Annotated in this window: 18 protein-coding genes; all 18 read right to left on the reverse strand. The window is 29.0% G+C overall.

All coding sequences use genetic code 11. From position 1 onward, the window contains the following. The 18 genes from B9N53_RS03575 to B9N53_RS03660 all read right to left on the reverse strand — a co-directional run bounded on the left by B9N53_RS03575 (nucleotide 1) and on the right by B9N53_RS03660 (nucleotide 16,751). Entirely contained in the window at nucleotides 1-810 is an 810-nt protein-coding gene (locus B9N53_RS03575; protein ID WP_094203714.1) for a polyprenyl synthetase family protein, read from the reverse strand. Next, the gene (xseB, locus tag B9N53_RS03580; RefSeq protein ID WP_012290659.1) at nucleotides 803-1,039 is read right to left on the reverse strand and encodes an exodeoxyribonuclease VII small subunit; all 237 of its coding nucleotides are present in this window, start codon (nucleotides 1,037-1,039) and stop codon (nucleotides 803-805) included. Before xseB ends, B9N53_RS03575 begins: the two co-directional genes overlap by 8 nt. Then, nucleotides 1,032-2,366, reverse strand: a complete 1,335-nt coding sequence (gene xseA / locus B9N53_RS03585) for an exodeoxyribonuclease VII large subunit (RefSeq protein ID WP_094203715.1) — start codon at nucleotides 2,364-2,366, stop codon at nucleotides 1,032-1,034. Before xseA ends, xseB begins: the two co-directional genes overlap by 8 nt. Next, complete coding sequence (gene nusB, locus B9N53_RS03590; RefSeq protein ID WP_094203716.1) at nucleotides 2,353-2,766, reverse strand: transcription antitermination factor NusB; 414 nt, start codon at nucleotides 2,764-2,766, stop codon at nucleotides 2,353-2,355. Before nusB ends, xseA begins: the two co-directional genes overlap by 14 nt. Before the next feature lie 40 nt (nucleotides 2,767-2,806). After that, a complete protein-coding gene (locus B9N53_RS03595) occupies nucleotides 2,807-3,139 on the reverse strand; it encodes an Asp23/Gls24 family envelope stress response protein (protein WP_094203717.1) in 333 nt (110 codons plus the stop codon). 50 nt (nucleotides 3,140-3,189) lie between these two features. Continuing rightward, nucleotides 3,190-4,326 (reverse strand): signal recognition particle-docking protein FtsY, encoded by a 1,137-nt coding sequence (gene ftsY / locus B9N53_RS03600; RefSeq protein ID WP_094203718.1) that lies wholly within the window; start codon nucleotides 4,324-4,326, stop codon nucleotides 3,190-3,192. Next, entirely contained in the window at nucleotides 4,320-7,823 is a 3,504-nt protein-coding gene (gene smc, locus B9N53_RS03605; RefSeq protein ID WP_094203719.1) for a chromosome segregation protein SMC, read from the reverse strand. Before smc ends, ftsY begins: the two co-directional genes overlap by 7 nt. Before the next feature lie 2 nt (nucleotides 7,824-7,825). Next, nucleotides 7,826-8,890, reverse strand: a complete 1,065-nt coding sequence (locus tag B9N53_RS03610) for an elongator complex protein 3 (protein WP_094203720.1) — start codon at nucleotides 8,888-8,890, stop codon at nucleotides 7,826-7,828. Further along, the gene (gene rnc, locus B9N53_RS03615; protein WP_094203721.1) at nucleotides 8,883-9,599 is read right to left on the reverse strand and encodes a ribonuclease III; all 717 of its coding nucleotides are present in this window, start codon (nucleotides 9,597-9,599) and stop codon (nucleotides 8,883-8,885) included. Before rnc ends, B9N53_RS03610 begins: the two co-directional genes overlap by 8 nt. Before the next feature lie 2 nt (nucleotides 9,600-9,601). After that, nucleotides 9,602-9,838: an acyl carrier protein gene (locus B9N53_RS03620; RefSeq protein ID WP_094203722.1), complete on the reverse strand. Its 237-nt coding sequence runs from the start codon at nucleotides 9,836-9,838 to the stop codon at nucleotides 9,602-9,604. Next, nucleotides 9,831-10,802 carry a phosphate acyltransferase PlsX gene (plsX, locus tag B9N53_RS03625; protein WP_094203723.1) on the reverse strand — a complete coding sequence of 324 codons (972 nt, stop codon included), beginning with the start codon at nucleotides 10,800-10,802 and terminating at the stop codon, nucleotides 9,831-9,833. The genes B9N53_RS03620 and plsX overlap by 8 nt, the downstream gene beginning before the upstream one ends. A gap of 95 nt (nucleotides 10,803-10,897) precedes the next feature. Then, the gene (gene rpmF, locus B9N53_RS03630; RefSeq protein ID WP_002836538.1) at nucleotides 10,898-11,086 is read right to left on the reverse strand and encodes a 50S ribosomal protein L32; all 189 of its coding nucleotides are present in this window, start codon (nucleotides 11,084-11,086) and stop codon (nucleotides 10,898-10,900) included. Nucleotides 11,087-11,180: 94 nt separating this feature from the next. Continuing rightward, nucleotides 11,181-12,362: an acetate/propionate family kinase gene (locus tag B9N53_RS03635; protein WP_094203724.1), complete on the reverse strand. Its 1,182-nt coding sequence runs from the start codon at nucleotides 12,360-12,362 to the stop codon at nucleotides 11,181-11,183. A 9-nt stretch (nucleotides 12,363-12,371) separates the two neighbouring features. Beyond that, entirely contained in the window at nucleotides 12,372-12,968 is a 597-nt protein-coding gene (gene plsY, locus B9N53_RS03640) for a glycerol-3-phosphate 1-O-acyltransferase PlsY (protein ID WP_094203725.1), read from the reverse strand. Then, on the reverse strand, nucleotides 12,968-14,284 hold the full coding sequence (der, locus tag B9N53_RS03645) for a ribosome biogenesis GTPase Der (protein WP_094203726.1): 1,317 nt from the start codon (nucleotides 14,282-14,284) through the stop codon (nucleotides 12,968-12,970). The genes plsY and der overlap by 1 nt, the downstream gene beginning before the upstream one ends. A gap of 110 nt (nucleotides 14,285-14,394) precedes the next feature. Next, nucleotides 14,395-15,633 carry a serine hydroxymethyltransferase gene (gene glyA / locus B9N53_RS03650; RefSeq protein ID WP_094203727.1) on the reverse strand — a complete coding sequence of 413 codons (1,239 nt, stop codon included), beginning with the start codon at nucleotides 15,631-15,633 and terminating at the stop codon, nucleotides 14,395-14,397. Further along, nucleotides 15,626-16,054 (reverse strand): SoxR reducing system RseC family protein, encoded by a 429-nt coding sequence (locus tag B9N53_RS03655; protein WP_002837908.1) that lies wholly within the window; start codon nucleotides 16,052-16,054, stop codon nucleotides 15,626-15,628. The genes glyA and B9N53_RS03655 overlap by 8 nt, the downstream gene beginning before the upstream one ends. Before the next feature lie 4 nt (nucleotides 16,055-16,058). Next, nucleotides 16,059-16,751 (reverse strand): tRNA threonylcarbamoyladenosine dehydratase, encoded by a 693-nt coding sequence (locus B9N53_RS03660; RefSeq protein WP_094203728.1) that lies wholly within the window; start codon nucleotides 16,749-16,751, stop codon nucleotides 16,059-16,061. Between the last annotated feature and the right edge of the window lies 1 nt (nucleotide 16,752).

Below are 16,752 nucleotides of genomic sequence, written 5' to 3' on the forward strand. Positions count from 1 at the left end.
TTAATATTTCCTGTCCAACAATTTATTTGTAAGCTCAATCAAAGGTTGTGAATTGTCTATATCTTGAATGCATTCTATAGCTCTTTGAGAATACTTATTTGCATCATCAATGCCTTTTTCTTTTCCAAAAATAGTGACATAAGTTTTTTTGTTAATTTTTAAATCATTCTCATAATCCATAATGTCATCAATTATTTGAAACGCCATTCCTAGATTAAAAGCATAATCTTCTAGTTTTAATAATGTATTATCGCCAACCCTACTTAAAATTCCAGCAGATACAGTAGATGCTTTAAGTAAATTACACGTTTTTTTATCGTAAATTTCAATAATATTTTTTTCAGAAATCTCACTGTCAATATCCAAAAGTTGACCTTTTATCATGCCAAAACAACCTGATTTCTTTACGATATAATTTGCACACTTTGCGTCAATTTCGTTCTTAATCGATTCAGATAATACTTCAAATGAATAATTCAAAAGTGCATCCCCTACTAAAACTGCAATATCTTCTCCGTATTTTTTATGAACCGTTAACTTCCCTCTTCTATATTCGTCATTATCCATACATTCCAAGTCATCATGCACTAATGAATAATTGTGAATTAATTCTATAGCAAGTGCGTAATTTATAGATTCAGTTATCGATTCATTAAACATTTGATAAGTTAACAAAAACAAAAGTGGTCTTAGTCTTTTTGCACCATCGTCAACAATGGTGTAGCGCAGAGCTTCGCCAATTTTATCATCGGAAAATTTTATGTTTTTTAATGAAGTGTTTATTAAATTTATAATTTCCTTACTATTCATTATCATCACTTAAAAGCATGTTTATTTGAAAATCTTCTTCTTTGTTATCTTTAATCAAAGTCATTTTACCTTCTTGTTCTTTTAAAATAGAACTTAATCTCTTGTGAAGCTTCATGCCTTCTTCGTATAACTTTATATTTTCTTCAAGACTTAATTCTCTATCTTCCAATTTTTCAACGATTTCACTAAGTCTTTTTAATCCTTCGTCATATTCTCTGTATTCATTCATTGAACTTCTCCTTATTTTGAACAAGTGTATCAAGTTTACCATCTTTCATTATCAGAATAATATTATCATTTTTCATGACGTCATCAACAGAAGATATATTCTTATCATCTTTTAATACTTTTGCATATCCCTTTTCTAAAATAGTGCTTGGATTAAGATGCAATAAATTATTCTTATATGAATTTAAAATCAATTCTTGGTATCTAATATTTGAGATCAAATTTTTAATCATTGTTATTCGAATCTTATTTAGTTTGTCAATTTCCAAAGATAATAACTTGTCAGGTTTTAACAAATTTAATTTGTGGTAAATATTTAATTCTTGATTATATTTATCTACCAAATTTTTCTTATAAGCTTTCTTCAGATTATCTTTAAGTTGTTGAAGATTATCCATATGTTCCTTAATTATATTTTTTGGACCCAAAAATTCTAACTGCTTTCCATAATACTCTAATTCTTGATTTTCATCTTCAAATCTTCTTGATAAAATTCTATTTATTTTAGCGTAACTTTCTTGTAAATAGATTTTTAATTCCTCAAAATCTGCTGTCGCTAATTCAGCGGCTGCTGTTGGAGTAGACGCTCTTAAATCTGCTACAAAATCAGAAAGCATGAAGTCATTTTCATGACCAACTGCACTAATTATAGGAGTCTTTGCATTGTAAATAGTTTTTAAAAGATTTTCATCATTATATGAATTTAGATCCTCAAAACTTCCGCCGCCTCTTCCTACTATAATAGTATCAAGATTTTGCTCATCCATATATTTAATACCTTCGATAATAGATTCTGCCGATTGTTCTCCTTGAACAACACAGTGATATATCAATATATCGCAAATAGGATATCTTCTCTTTATTGTTCGACAAATATCATTTACAGCAGCTCCCGTAGAAGAAGTAATTACTCCGATAGATTTAGGATATTTGGTTATAGATTTTTTTGTTGATTCTGAAAAATAACCCTCTTGTTCAAGCTTTTCTTTTAACTCTAAATACTTTTGAAAAAGATCTCCAGTCCCTGATTTTTTACATTCTTTTACAAGAAGTTGATAAGTGCTTGATCCTTGATATGTTGTTATGCTTCCTCTTAATTGAACTTTATCCCCATCTTTTAAGTTAATAGTTTTTGCCAGAGACATTGTTTTGAAAATCATGCAAGAAATCAATGCTTTTTCATCTTTTAATCTAAAATACACATGTCCAGAAATATTTTTATTAAAATTTGAAATCTCACCTTCAACCCACACGTTTGCTAGAATCGGGTCCTTCTTCAAAGTGTTTTGAATATAATCAGAGATCTCTTTAACACTATAAACTTGCATTTTCTTTTCTCTTTAATACAGAACCTAGTATACCGTTAATAAAACTGTATGATTTTTCTGTAGAATATTCTTTCGCTAATTCAACAGATTCATTAATTGCAACACTATCTGGAGTGCTTTCCACATATAGAATTTCGCAAACACCAACTTGTAAAATCGATAAATCTAGTTTGTTAATTCTGTCCAAGTTCCATTGTTTTGTGTTGTTTTCTATAATATTTACTATGTCATCAATATGTTCAATAAAATTTAATACAATTTCTTTAAAAAATACTATATCATTTTTATTAATATTCTGATATTTACAAAATTCTTCAATTCTATTTTTATCATAATCTCCATTCATATTCATTTCATAGATTAATTGCATTGCGCTTTTTCTAGATTGTCTTCTTGACATATTTCCTCCAAGAAAATAACCCTCTGATAAGAGGGTTACATTAAATACTTATTTTCTCACAAACAACATCTACATTTATGACAACTAACCCAGTCATCATGCCGATATTTTCTTTTATTTTCTTTTGCACCTTATAGCATATATCCTTGATGTTATAATCAGAATCTACTTCAATATGGGCTCTTACATTTACAGCATTGTCAAGAATTTCAATGATTACTGATTTTTGAGCTCCTTTTTGTATATTTACTTTTTCTGATTGTGGTGTCATAATAGCTTTTACACCTTCAACTTCCATGCAAGCTTCTGCTGCAATAAGGGAAATTATGTCATTAGAGATCTTAACAGATCCGTTATTAAATTTATTATCCATGTTATTCCTCCACACACAAATTTTATCAAAAAATGAAAAAAAATTCAATTTTAATTTATTATTGCTTCTATAAATTTTTCTGGTTCAAATTTAACCAAATCATTAACTTGTTCGCCAATTCCGATGAATTTTACTGGAATACCCAATTCCATTTCTAGTGGAAATATCATTCCACCTTTAGCTGTACCATCTAGTTTTGTAATTATAGCCCCTGTTAAATCAGTTGCATTCATAAATTCTTTTGCTTGAATAATCGCGTTTTGCCCAGTAGTTCCATCGACAATGAGTAAAATTTCTTTTTTAGCTTCTGGATACTCTTTTTCAATAACTCTTTTAATTTTATTCAACTCATTCATTAAATTCTTTTTATTATGAAGTCTTCCTGCTGTATCACAAATTAATATATCTGCATTCCTACTTTTCATAGCACTAACACCATCAAAAACAACACTTGCTGGATCAGATCCTTCATTATGACTTATAATATCAACTTTAGCTCTATTTGCCCATTCAGTAAGCTGCTCTATAGCTGCTGCTCTGAAAGTATCGGCTGCAACCATCAAAACTTTTTTTCCATCCTTTTTAAATTTCATGGCTAATTTGCCAATTGTAGTAGTTTTTCCAACACCGTTTACTCCAACTACTAAAATAATAGTTTTATCATCTACATTTAAATCATTGTCAATTTTATCGTTAATTATATTTTCTTTTAAAATATCAGCCAAAACATTTTTTATTTTACTTGGATCTTGAATGTTATTAAGCTTTACTTTATCTCTCAATTGACCCACAATTTTTAATGTAGTTTCAACGCCAATGTCCGCTGAAATCAAAGTTTCTTCAATTTCTTCGAATAATTCTTCATCTACAGTTCTATAATTAGCTAAAACTTGATCAATCTTATTAGAAATATTGTCACGAGTTTTAAGTAATGAATTCTTTAATTTTTCAAAAAATCCTTCTTTATTTTCTTCTTTATCTTCATTAATTTCTTCGGATTCTTCTGGATGTTTTTCGCTATTAGTTTCAGAATCTTCATTTTTGTCTTCAACGACTTCTTCGATTTTTTCTATATTTTCATTGGATTGACTATTTTCTAATTCTTCTTGTTGTAAATCTTCTTCTGTGTTTTTTATTTCTTCGTCGTCTTTTTTAGACTTAAACTTATCAAAGAACTTATTTAGCATATCTCTCTCCTATCTACATCTAATTTAATCATTTTAGATATTCCATCTTTTTCCATACTTATTCCATATAATATGTTAGCTATTTCCATTGTACTTTTTCTATGTGTAATAATAATGAATTGAGTTTTTTCTTTAAATTTAATTAAATATTCCTTGTATCTCTTAATATTTATTTCATCTAAAGCAGCATCTATTTCGTCTAATATACAAAAAGAAGAAGGTCTTGTCTCAAAAATCGCAAAAAGCAATGCTACCGCTGTCAACGATCTTTCACCACCGGACAATAAATTTAGACTTTGAAGTTTCTTCCCAGGTGGTTGAGCAGTTATTTCAATTCCAGAACTTAGAACATCATCTTCGGTCAATTTAAGACTTGCGTATCCACCATTAAAAAGCTGTTTGAAAATTGCAACAAATTTTGTGTTTATTTCTTCAAATTTTTTGGTAAATACTTCTTTCATTTCTCTATTAAGCTTATTAATAGCGCTCATGATATCTTCCCTGGATTCAATTAAATCATTTTTATTTTTCGTCATAAAATCAAATTCTTTTTTAACTGATTCATATTCTTGAATGCTATCTACAGAGAAAGATCCAATATTTCTTAAATCATTGGTAATTTTATTGATTTCTTTCTGACTAACTTTAATATCAGGATTAGATTCTATTGTATCGATATTAATATCATAAAGCTCATTAATATCTATTTTGATATTATTTAACTTCTCTGTTGTATTTAAAGCCTTTTCAATTAATGAATTATTGCTAATTTCTGTTTTTTGAACACTAGCATTTGAATCATATATTGATTGTTCAATCTTTGTTAACTCTGATTTGAATTCATTCATATTGGACTTCATATCTAAAATTTCATTATTTAGCCCAGAAATAATATCATCATAATCAACAGTTTTAGATTTTATATCATTTTTATGAATTTTATACTTAGAAATATTTTTATTAATTTCATCAATTTTAACTGAATTAACTTTAAAGTTATCTTCCAAATATTCTTTCCTAATTTTTGCGTCATTTAACTGATTATTAAATATATTTAAATCCCTTTGTAGAGAAGAATATTCGGATTTTAAACTAACCATATTCATTTTGTCCGAATTATATTGTTCTTCTAATTTGTCAATTTCAACACTTAATTCTTTTAAAACACTTTCTAATTCGACAATTTGATTTTTTAAATCAGTTTCTTGTAAATCATTGGATTCACTTAGTGTCGTACTTGAATTCAACTTATTATCGAAATCACTAATATTAGATTTCAAATATTTAATTTCAAATTGTTTGTCCTTGATGTTGCTATAACAAGCATCCCTTTCAGTTCTTGATCTAATAAGCTTATCTTCAATAATTTCTAAATCGGATTTGTTTTTATTGATAGTATCGAAGTTTTCTTCGTATGTTTTTTTCAAATCGTTGTATTGATTAACACAGTTTTTATATATACTTTCAACAGAATTTAAGCTGTTTTTCGTCGATAGTATTGAGTAATTAGAAGGCTTTTTATATCCACCTACCATTGAACCCCAATTATTAATGATATCCCCATCTAATGTAACTATTCTAAAGTTTTTGTATTTTGAACTTACGATAATCGCATCGTCCATGTTTTGAGTGACAAGTGTTTTCTGTGAAAAATAATCTACAATATTCCTATATTTTTCATCAGATTTTATAAATTCATTTAAATGTCCAAGTACCAATTCATCTTTTACATAATTATAATTTCTAGATTTTATTTTATTTAATGGTAAAAAAGTAAGTCTTCCTATCTTATTTGACTTCAAAAAACTAATTAATTCCTTACCATCATTTTCATTTCTAATAATAATATTTTGAAACGCTGATGACATTATTGCATCTACAGATTTCTCATACTGTTTCTCTACACTGATTAAATCTCCAAGTGTCCCTATTACTTTATCTTGTAAACTAGGATTTAACTTTTTAAAAAAGTTTTGAACTGTAAAGTTGTATCCTTCGTGATTATCTATTGTATTTTTCAAAAACATATATTTGTTTTTGCTAGTTATCGATTCTTCCTTTAAGTTAGATAATTTGTCTCTTAAATCAATTAAAGCTTTCTCTTTATCATTTAAAATTCTAGAAAATTCTGCTTTTTCTTTATTTAAATTATCCAAACTTTTGTCATAATCACTTAGCATTTCTTCTAAATTTCGTAATGCTTCTACTAATTGATTTAATTTGAATTCAGATTCTTCTTTTTGCTTTTTTACCTCTGATATTTCCTTCAATCTTTCTTGTTCAATAGCATCACGTGAAGATTTTTCTATAATATGTTGTGTATAAATTGACTGTAATTTATTTAATTCTTCAGACTTTTTATCGCTCAATTCTTTTTTAACATTAAGCTCATCTTCAGAATCATCAATATTCAATTTTTCTAAATTTGAATTTATTTCTGCAAGCTTTTTCTCTGAATTTTTTATTGTATTCTGTAAATCATCAATTTTTGATATTAGATTTTTAATTTCTGATGAATAATCCTCGTTTTCTTTTGTTAGTCTCTCTAATTCAGCGTTGCTATTTTTAAGTCTTTCATCATTTAATTGAATATCTGACTCATTTTTTATTTTTTGACTCTTAATATCAGCTAATTTAGAGATTTTTAATTCGGTATCTATATCTATTTTATTAATGTTTTTTAATAAATCATTTCTTTTATTTTCAAATTTTATAAGTTTTGATTTTAAGTCAATCAAACTTTTATCATTATTTTCTTTTTTCTCAATGACATCACTCAGTGTAATAGAAAGTTTTTCGATATTCAATAAAGCTTTTTGGATTTCCATTTCCTTTAGTTTTTCTTCCAGAACAATTCCTTGTTTAGCTTTTTTACTTTCTTTTTCTAAATATTTTAATCTATCAACTTGTGAAATCAATATATCTTCAATTCTTAGTAAATTCTCATTAGTTCGTTCAAGTTTTTTAACACTTTGCTCTTTAATGTACTTTTGTTTAGAAATTCCAGATGCTTCTTCGAATAATTCTCTTCTATCTTCGCTTTTTGATGACAGAATTTCGTCGATTTTACCTTGACCTATTACAGAATACCCTTCTTTTCCAATTCCTGTATTTAAAAATAATTCCTTTACATCTTTTAGTCGAACTTGATTTTTATTGATGTAATATTCACTTTCACCAGTACGGAAAACTCTTCTCGTTACTGTAATTTCTTGATAATCAATGTCTTTCCATAAGTCATTTTCAAAAGTTATAGAAACTTGTGCAAAGTTAACCGGTTTTTCTTTCTGAGTTCCCGCAAAAATAACATCTTGCATTTTATTTCCACGGAGATTTTTGGCTGATTGTTCACCTAAAACCCACAATATAGCATCTGAGATATTTGACTTCCCGCTACCATTTGGCCCAACAATTGCTGTTATGGGATTATCAAAATTCAATTTTATTTTATCTTTAAAAGATTTAAAACCTTGTATCTCAACTGATTTTAATCCCACAACTACACCTCTTTTTCGATGTTTTTAAAAATATTTTCTAAATTAACATCAATTTTATTGATATTATCTAACACTAAAAAGTTATTATCTGAATTAGAATATTTTATGGTTTTTAATCGATACTTTTCTTTAAAGTATTTTTTGTTTTCCCCATTATAGCCGACAAAATTATTCAAAATATTTGATTTGGCATGTATTTCAAGTGTTTCAAGATTTTCATTTTTCAAGATATAATCTATAACGTTTCTGTACAAATTATCTTCTACAAGTTGTCTGTAATTTGGATGAATTGCACCCGCAACTACATCCTCGCCTTGTTTTATATTTTCTGTATTTAGTAGACCTAATCTAATAACTGGTATATTAGCATTTATAAATTTCAAATATATTTTGGTACAATTTTCGACCGAATCGTGCAAACTTTCCGGACTATATTTATTTAATTTGGTATAAGTTTCAAGCATAGTATTCTTTATAACTAAAGTTGGATATATTCTGACAAAATCAGGTTGTAACTTGATTAATTCATCTGCAGTATATAAGTCCATCTCTGGAGTTGATTTGTATAAGCCTGTCATCATTTGAAGCCCTAAACTAAATCCCATAGATTTTATTAACTCAGAAGATGTTCTAACGCACTGACTATCGTGACATCTTAAATTTGCTTCTAATACACTATCTACCATTGATTGAACACCTAATTCTATAGTTTCTACGTTAAATTCGTTAAGAATATTTAAAATGTGTTCATCAATATAATCAGGTCTTGTAGAAAGTCTAATAGATCTAACTTTACCGTCTTCAATGAATTCATTTGCTATTTTTAAATAGTCAATCATAGCAGTTTCTTCAATTCCTGTAAATGATCCACCATAAAAAGCTATCTGAATATCTTCTTGACTTTTATTAGGAAAATTTGCAAGTTGATTTCTAATTTCATTTCTTATTTCATCTTTTTTAACGACTTCAATATAATTTGTGATTTTGCGTTGATTACAGAAAATACAATCATTTGGACAACCTAAATGAGGAATGAACAATGATACAATGTAATTTTTCTTACTCATTTATTACCCTTAATTTAATCAAGGCGTTTCTAGCAGCATCTTGTTCTGCGTGTTTTTTTGAAGAACCAAAGCCAGATCCTATAACTAAGTTACCTTCGTAAACATCAACATAGAATTTTTTGTCGTGATCTGGGCCTTCTTCTTTAACAATCTTGTACTTCAATTTATCTCTTGAATTTTTCTGATTATTTTCCTGTAACATAGTCTTATAGTCAATAAAACTAGACTTTGTTTCTATTTCAGCTATGAATAGACTTTTAAACTTATTTTCTACAATTTTAAAAGCCGATTCATAACCAGAATCCAAATATATTGCACCAAAAACTGCTTCGAAAGTGTCAGCAAGTACACTAGGTTTTTCACTGCCACCTGAAATAAATTCACCATGACCCATCATTAAATATTTTCCTAATTCTAAATACTTGGCCATATTTGAGAAAGATTTTTCACATACCATTTGACTTCTAATCTTTGTCATAGCACCTTCTTTTAACGAAGATTTACTATTATACAAGAAATCACTAATAATTAGATCCAAGACTGAATCTCCTAAAAATTCTAATCTTTCGTTTGAAATATCTTTATATGATTTGTTTTCATTTCCGTATGAGCTATGAAAAAAAGCCAGGTTTAACAGATTAATATCTGTAAACCTGTAATCTAATTTTTCTTCTAGTTCATGTAGCATTTCAATTCTAACTTTATCCACAACTATTTTCCTTGTGCCCTTTCAATTTCATTAACTACATCTTCTACATTTTTTAATTCTGATAACTTTTCGTCATCAAGTTCAATATCAAATTCTTCTTCTACATCCATTACAATTTCCAATAGTCGTACTGAATCTGCTTTAAGATCTTCTACAAATCTTGTTTTTTCATCTATATCATCTTTATTAAATTCATTTTTCAAGCCTTCAACAACTTTTTCATAAATTTCTTTATTCATTTGCTAACTCCTTTTTTAATTTATCAGTAACATCTTCTTCAACGAATTTTATAAGTGTTAAAATCCCAGACATAATAGCGTCCCTATTAGATGACCCATGAGCTTTAAAAACTGGCTTCTTCGTGCCTAAAAATGGTGCAGATCCAACACTGTTATAATCAATACCTGTACTCATTGATTTAATCATAGGAATAATATATTGTTGAGATTTTTCATCAAGTTTAGATAATTTTGACTTAGCTAAAGTTTTAATAAACTCAACGGAACCTTCTATTGTTTTTAGAAGAATATTTCCTGAAAAACCATCAGTTACCACAACATCAAAATCACCCTTTAAAACATCTCTTGCTTCAACATTACCTTTAAAATAAGGATATTTTGATAAATTTTTGTATGTTTCTAATCTTAATGAATCTCCTTTATGTTCTTCGACTCCAATATTTAATAAACCTACTTTGCAATCCTCTTTTCCTAAAATATTTTTGAAATATACATATCCCATTTTTGCAAATTGTTCTAATAACTCAGAAGTGACATCAACATTAGCTCCAACATCTAATACTACCACATCATCCTTTAAGCTAGGTACTGTAACCATTAAACAAGGTCTAGATACATTATCAAGCCTTTTTGTTATAAGTGTAGCTCCTGTCAATAAAGCGCCAGTAGAGCCTGTCGATAAGAACCCATCGTAATCTTCGTTTAATAAATCAAAACATTTTCTCATACTAGAATCTTTTTTCGATCTTATTGCTTTCGTTGGTGATTCATTATTTTCAATGGTTTCTGTAGCATTTACAAAATCTATTTTGTCTTCAAATCTTTTATTTACAATATTTCTATTTTCTTCTTCATTTCCTACTATCGTCAAGTTAAAATCTTTTTTTTCAAGAGCCATTATAGCCCCTTCTATTAATTCTGATGCTCCTTTATCGGAACCCAAAGTATCTAATAAAATTTTCATACTTCACCTCTAGTATATTCTATCACAATATTATATGTTATAACATCAAACAAATAAAAAAGCCGCTTAATATTAATTAAACGGCTCTCTTTTCATTAGTTTTGTTCTGAATTATCTACAACTTGTTTTCCATCGTAATACCCACATTCTTTACATACTCTGTGAGGTAATTTTGGAGATCCACAATTAGGACATGTAGTTATAGTAACTCTTGGTAATTTATACGAAGAAGCTCTTCTTTTATCTCTTCTAGTTTTAGAAGTTTTTCTCTTTGGTACTGCCATGCTACACCTCCTTAAGGACTTCAGTCCTTAAAATTTATACAAACAACGTAGTTAATTATAATATAATAATGTTAAGTTGTCAATAAAAATATTATTATTTTGCTAAGTCTAAAGTGTCTCTAGCAATCATTAATTCTTCATTAGTTGGAACAACATAAACTTTAACTTTTGAATCATCAGCTGAGATTAAAGCTTCTTCACGAGTATTGTTCTTTTCAAGGTCTAATTTAACGCCTAGTTCTTCAAAAGTATCTAAGATATCTTTTCTCATTGAAGAAGAATTTTCTCCGATACCACCAGCGAAGCAAATTGCATCAACATGACCTAATTCAGCCATATATCCACCGATATATCTCTTAACTCTTTCAATAAACATATCAAGTGCTAATTGAGCTCTGTCATTTCCTTTTTCAGCTTCTTCTTCAAGATCTCTAAAGTCAGAACTAATTCCTGAAACTCCTAATACACCTGATTTTTTATTTAAGATTTGGTTCATTTCATCAGCTGAATATCCTTTTTCATTCATTAAAAATGTCATTACAGTAGGATCTAAATCTCCACTTCTAGTTCCCATTAAAAGTCCTTCCAATGGTGTAAGTCCCATTGATGTATCATAGCATTTTCCGTTTTTAACAGCTGCTATAGATGAACCATTACCTAAGTGAACTGTAATAATATTGATGTCGTCTTTACCTAATAATTGTTGAGTTCTTAAAGTAATGTATCTGTGACTTGTTCCGTGGAAGCCGAATTTTCTTAATCTGTAATCTTCATAGTATTCATAAGGAATAGCATACATATATGTTTTAGCTGGCATTGTTTGATGGAAAGCAGTGTCGAATACAGCGATATTTTTCTTTCCTGGAGCTAATTTTTCACATGCTTCAATTCCCATTAAGTTAGCTGGGTTGTGAAGTGGACCAAATTTGATAAATTCTCTAATCTTATCTTTTACTTTATCGTCAATAATGCAAGATTCAGTTAATTTATCTCCACCGTGTAGTACTCTGTGACCAATAGCAGATACTTCATCTAAGCTCTTGATAACGCCATATTTTTCGTCTAATAAAGCATCAAAAACATGGTTAATAGCTTCAGTATGATCTTTCATTGGTTCTTCTACTACTAATTTTTCTCCATTAACTTTATGAGTTAATTTAGAACCTTCAATTCCAATTCTTTCTACTAATCCTTTACATAATACACTTTCATCAGTCATATCAAATAATTGATATTTTAATGAAGAACTACCACAATTGATTACTAATACTTTCATTTTTTCCTCCTAATTTTTACCTAATTTACTTTCTTTTCCATGAATCAATCTATTTATATTGGATCTATGCTTGAATAATGATATTATTCCTAGCAAAATATAAATTAAACCAATGTAAAAGTCTTTTCTAATGTAAATTAATCCATAAATAACAGCTGAAACACATCCTATTATGCTTCCCAATGAAACATATTTAGTTATAAGTACAACTATTAAAAACAATATTAATAAAAACAAAACTTGTAAAGGTTGGGCAAACAATAAAACACCGAAAGATGTCGCAATGCCCTTACCTCCTTTAAAATTATAAATAATTGGTAATATATGTCCTATTACACATAAAAGCCCACATACTAGTATACCTAAACTACCAAAAAATTTAAAGCCCAAATATGCACACAAAAATCCTTTTAAGAAATCAATTAAAAAAGTTGCCAAACCAAACTTCACTCCATAAACTCTTAAAGCATTGGTTGCACCTGCATTTTTGCTTCCGTAATTTCTTATATCCTGTTTATAAATCAACTTAGAAAGCAGAATAGAACCACTTATATTACCTATGAAATAACATATTATTCCAAGGCCTATTAAATATAAATAATTCACTATTTTCCCCTTGTCTTAAATTCAAATTGCAAAGGAACACCTTCAAAACTGAAATTTTCTCTTAGCTGATTTTCTATATATCTTTGGTATGAAAAATGCATCAAATCATTTCTATTTATGAACACCAAAAATTTTGGTGGTCTGGCTTCTATCTGAGTCATATAAAAGATTTTTAAACGAACACCTTTATCTGATGGTGGTGGATTTAATAAAACAGCTTTTGATATTACATCATTTAAAACACCTGTGCTAATTCTCATAGAATAATTATTATCTACTTTTTCGATTTCAGTAAACAACGTATCTATTCTTTTGTTTTCTTTTACACTAATGAACACGATAGGGACATACATTACAAATCCCAATTTAGTACGGATATCTTTTTTGAAATCATTCATAGTGTTAGTTTGTTTTTCAACAAGATCCCATTTATTCACAAGAATTATCATAGCTTTACCTTGATCATGTGCATATCCTAAGATCTTTGTATCCTGTTCGCTAACACCTTCAGTGGCATCTATCATTAGAACGCAAATATCAGACCTATCAATTGCTGACAAAGTCCTTACAACAGAATATCTCTCAACTTCTGTGTCAATCTTTTTTCTTTTTCTTAGACCTGCTGTATCTATGAATATATACTCATTTCCCTTGTAGTCAATCTTGGAGTCTATAGCATCTCTTGTCGTTCCTGGTATATCAGTAACTATCATTCTTTCTTCGTTTAATAAATTATTAATCAAAGAACTTTTACCAACATTTGGCTTTCCTATTAGACATACTTTGGTTATATCATCATCAGATTCTGTATTTGAATTTTCATCAAATTTTGAAACAACAGCTTCTAGTAAATCTCCAAGCCCCATAGAATTTGAAGCACTTATTGGAAATATTTCATAAAATCCTAGATTATAAAAATCATATACATTGTCCTGTTGTTTGATATGATCAATTTTATTTACAACTAAAATTACGCTTTTTTTCGTTCTTCTAAGCATATCGGCAACTTCCATATCAATTGGAGTGATGCCTTGTTTACCGTCAACCATAAACAAAATAACATCTGCAGTCTCAATAGCAAGTTCTGTTTGTTTTTTAATATTTTTAGTAATGATTTCATTACTTTTTGGTTCCAAACCACCTGTATCTACAACTGTAAAATATTTATTTTGCCACTCAGCTTCCATATACAATCTATCTCTTGTAACACCTGGATCATCTTGAGTGATGGCGATTCTTTTCTTAATTAATTTATTGAATAATGTAGATTTTCCTACATTAGCTCTTCCTACAATAGCAACAACTGGTTTTGCCATGTTATCACCTCATTTCTCTATAAATGATACCATAAAATGTGTCAAATATACAATATTTCATCAAAAAAATAAAGCTAATACTAAACTTTTGTCTAGTATTAGCTTAAAATTTATCTATTGATTGGGAATTGTTTCATCAATTCTACAACATCTTTTTTGATTTCTTCAGCAGGTCTACGTTTCTTTAATGCGTCTAACATAAATTCTGCAACTTTTGCAGCTTCTGCTTCTTTTAATCCTCTAGTTGTAATAGCTGGTGTACCAATTCTGATACCACTAGTTACAAATGGTGTTTCAGGATCATTTGGAATAGTGTTCTTGTTTGTTGTAATATTAACTTCGCTCAATAATGCTTCAGCTTCTTTACCTGTCATTTCAAAGCTTCTGCAGTCGATTAATAATAAGTGGTTATCTGTACCACCAGAAACTAATCTTACATCGTTATCTAAGAATACTTTTTCCATCGCTTTTGCATTCTTCAAAATTTGATGAGTGTATTCTTTAAATTCTGGTTGTAAGTCTTCTTTGAAGCAAACTGCTTTTGCTGCAATAATGTGTTCTAATGGACCACCTTGGAATCCTGGGAACACTGATTTATCAAGTAATTTTTTGTGTTCTTCCTTACAAAGGATTGCCCCACCTCTTGGTCCTCTTAATGTTTTGTGTGTAGTTGTAGTTACAAAATCTGCATAAGGAACTGGACTTGGATGATCTCCAGTAGCTACTAACCCAGCAATGTGAGCCATATCTACCATTAAATAAGCTCCAACTTCATCTGCAATTTCTCTAAATTTTTTGAAATCTATAACTCTTGGATATGCAGAAGCACCAGCAACGATTAATTTTGGTTTGTGTTTTAAAGCTAATTCACGAACGTTTTCATAATCGATAGTTTCAGTTTCAGGATCTACACCGTAATCTACGAAATTATAGAATCTACCAGACATATTTACTGGTGATCCGTGAGTTAAGTGTCCACCTTCTGTTAATCTCATACCTAATACTGTATCTCCAGGTTTTAAAACTGCAACATATACAGCAATATTAGCATTTGCTCCACAGTGAGGTTGAACGTTAGCATGATCTGCATTAAATAATTCTTTTAATCTATCTATAGCTAATTGTTCTATTTTATCAACATGTTCACAACCGCCGTAATATCTTTTTCCAGGATATCCTTCAGCATACTTGTTAGTTAACTCAGTACCCATAGTTTCAAGTACTGCTTTTGAAACAAAGTTTTCTGAAGCTATCAACTCGATATGTTCTTCTTGTCTTTTGATTTCATCATTTAGATGTCCAAATACCTCTGGGTCAAAATTTTCTAAATTTTGTCTACAATTATTCATACAAACCTCCAATTATTTTCGTGATATGAACTAAGTCCTTATCAACAAATTTTTTATCTATAAATTTTACAATTATATAGCCAATTAATAATCCTACTAGCCCTATACCAAAAGATGCTAATTCGAAATTTCCTATTTTATTTTCTAAAATAGAATATGATGATATAAGAGCAATTAGGAAAAATGTTAAAGGCACTAAATACAACAATGCAGTATATTTAAGCATAGAAGAATCGTCTCCAGAAATTTGGACTCTATCTCCTACCTTCGCACTTATATAATTCGCACATTCTATAACTTGTGTTTGATGTTCACAACCTGAACATTTGCTACAACCTTCACCACCACAAGCTCCTTTTCTAGTAATTAGAACAGATGCTTTAGTGGATTCTGTTTTTATAACCATTCCTTCTTTTGCCAAAAAATTACCTCAATTCTTTAATAACATACGATGCAATCATAAGTCCAACACATGAAGGTACAAAGCTTATACTTGCCGGAGCATTCCTTCCATTTGCAGATAGAACTTCTCCTGACCTTTGTTCATCAGACCAAATGCATGTAAGTTTGTCAACGTTTCTTCTTTTTAGCTCTTTTCTCATTACTTTAGCCATTGGACAAGTGTGGGTCTTTTTAATATCCGTAATTCTAAAAAGAAAAGGATTTAGTTTAGATCCCGCACCCATGGAACTTATCAACTTAATATCGTTTTTATAACAATACTCAGCTAAATCTAGCTTAGCTGATATTAAATCAATAGCGTCTATAACATAATTATAATCTTTAAGATTAAATAAATCAACAGTAGAATTATCAAACTTTTCCCTAAACTTAATAACTTTGCAATTCGGATTAATTCTGTGAATTCTTTTTTCAAATTCATCCACTTTATAATTTCCGACAGTATCTTCCAACGCTATAATTTGACGATTGATGTTTGTTATATCGATAGTATCATAATCTACTATTGCTAATGTTCCTACTCCACATCTAGCTAAAGCTTCTATTACAAAACCTCCAACTCCTCCGCAGCCAATAACAGCTACTTTGGAGTTGATGATATTTTCTAGGTCATTTTCACCTATTAGAAGTTTTGTTCGTTCAAATCTTTTATCCATA

The organism is Finegoldia magna (assembly GCF_002243175.1).
In the GTDB taxonomy this organism is placed as follows: Bacteria; Bacillota; Clostridia; order Tissierellales; family Peptoniphilaceae; genus Finegoldia; species Finegoldia magna_J.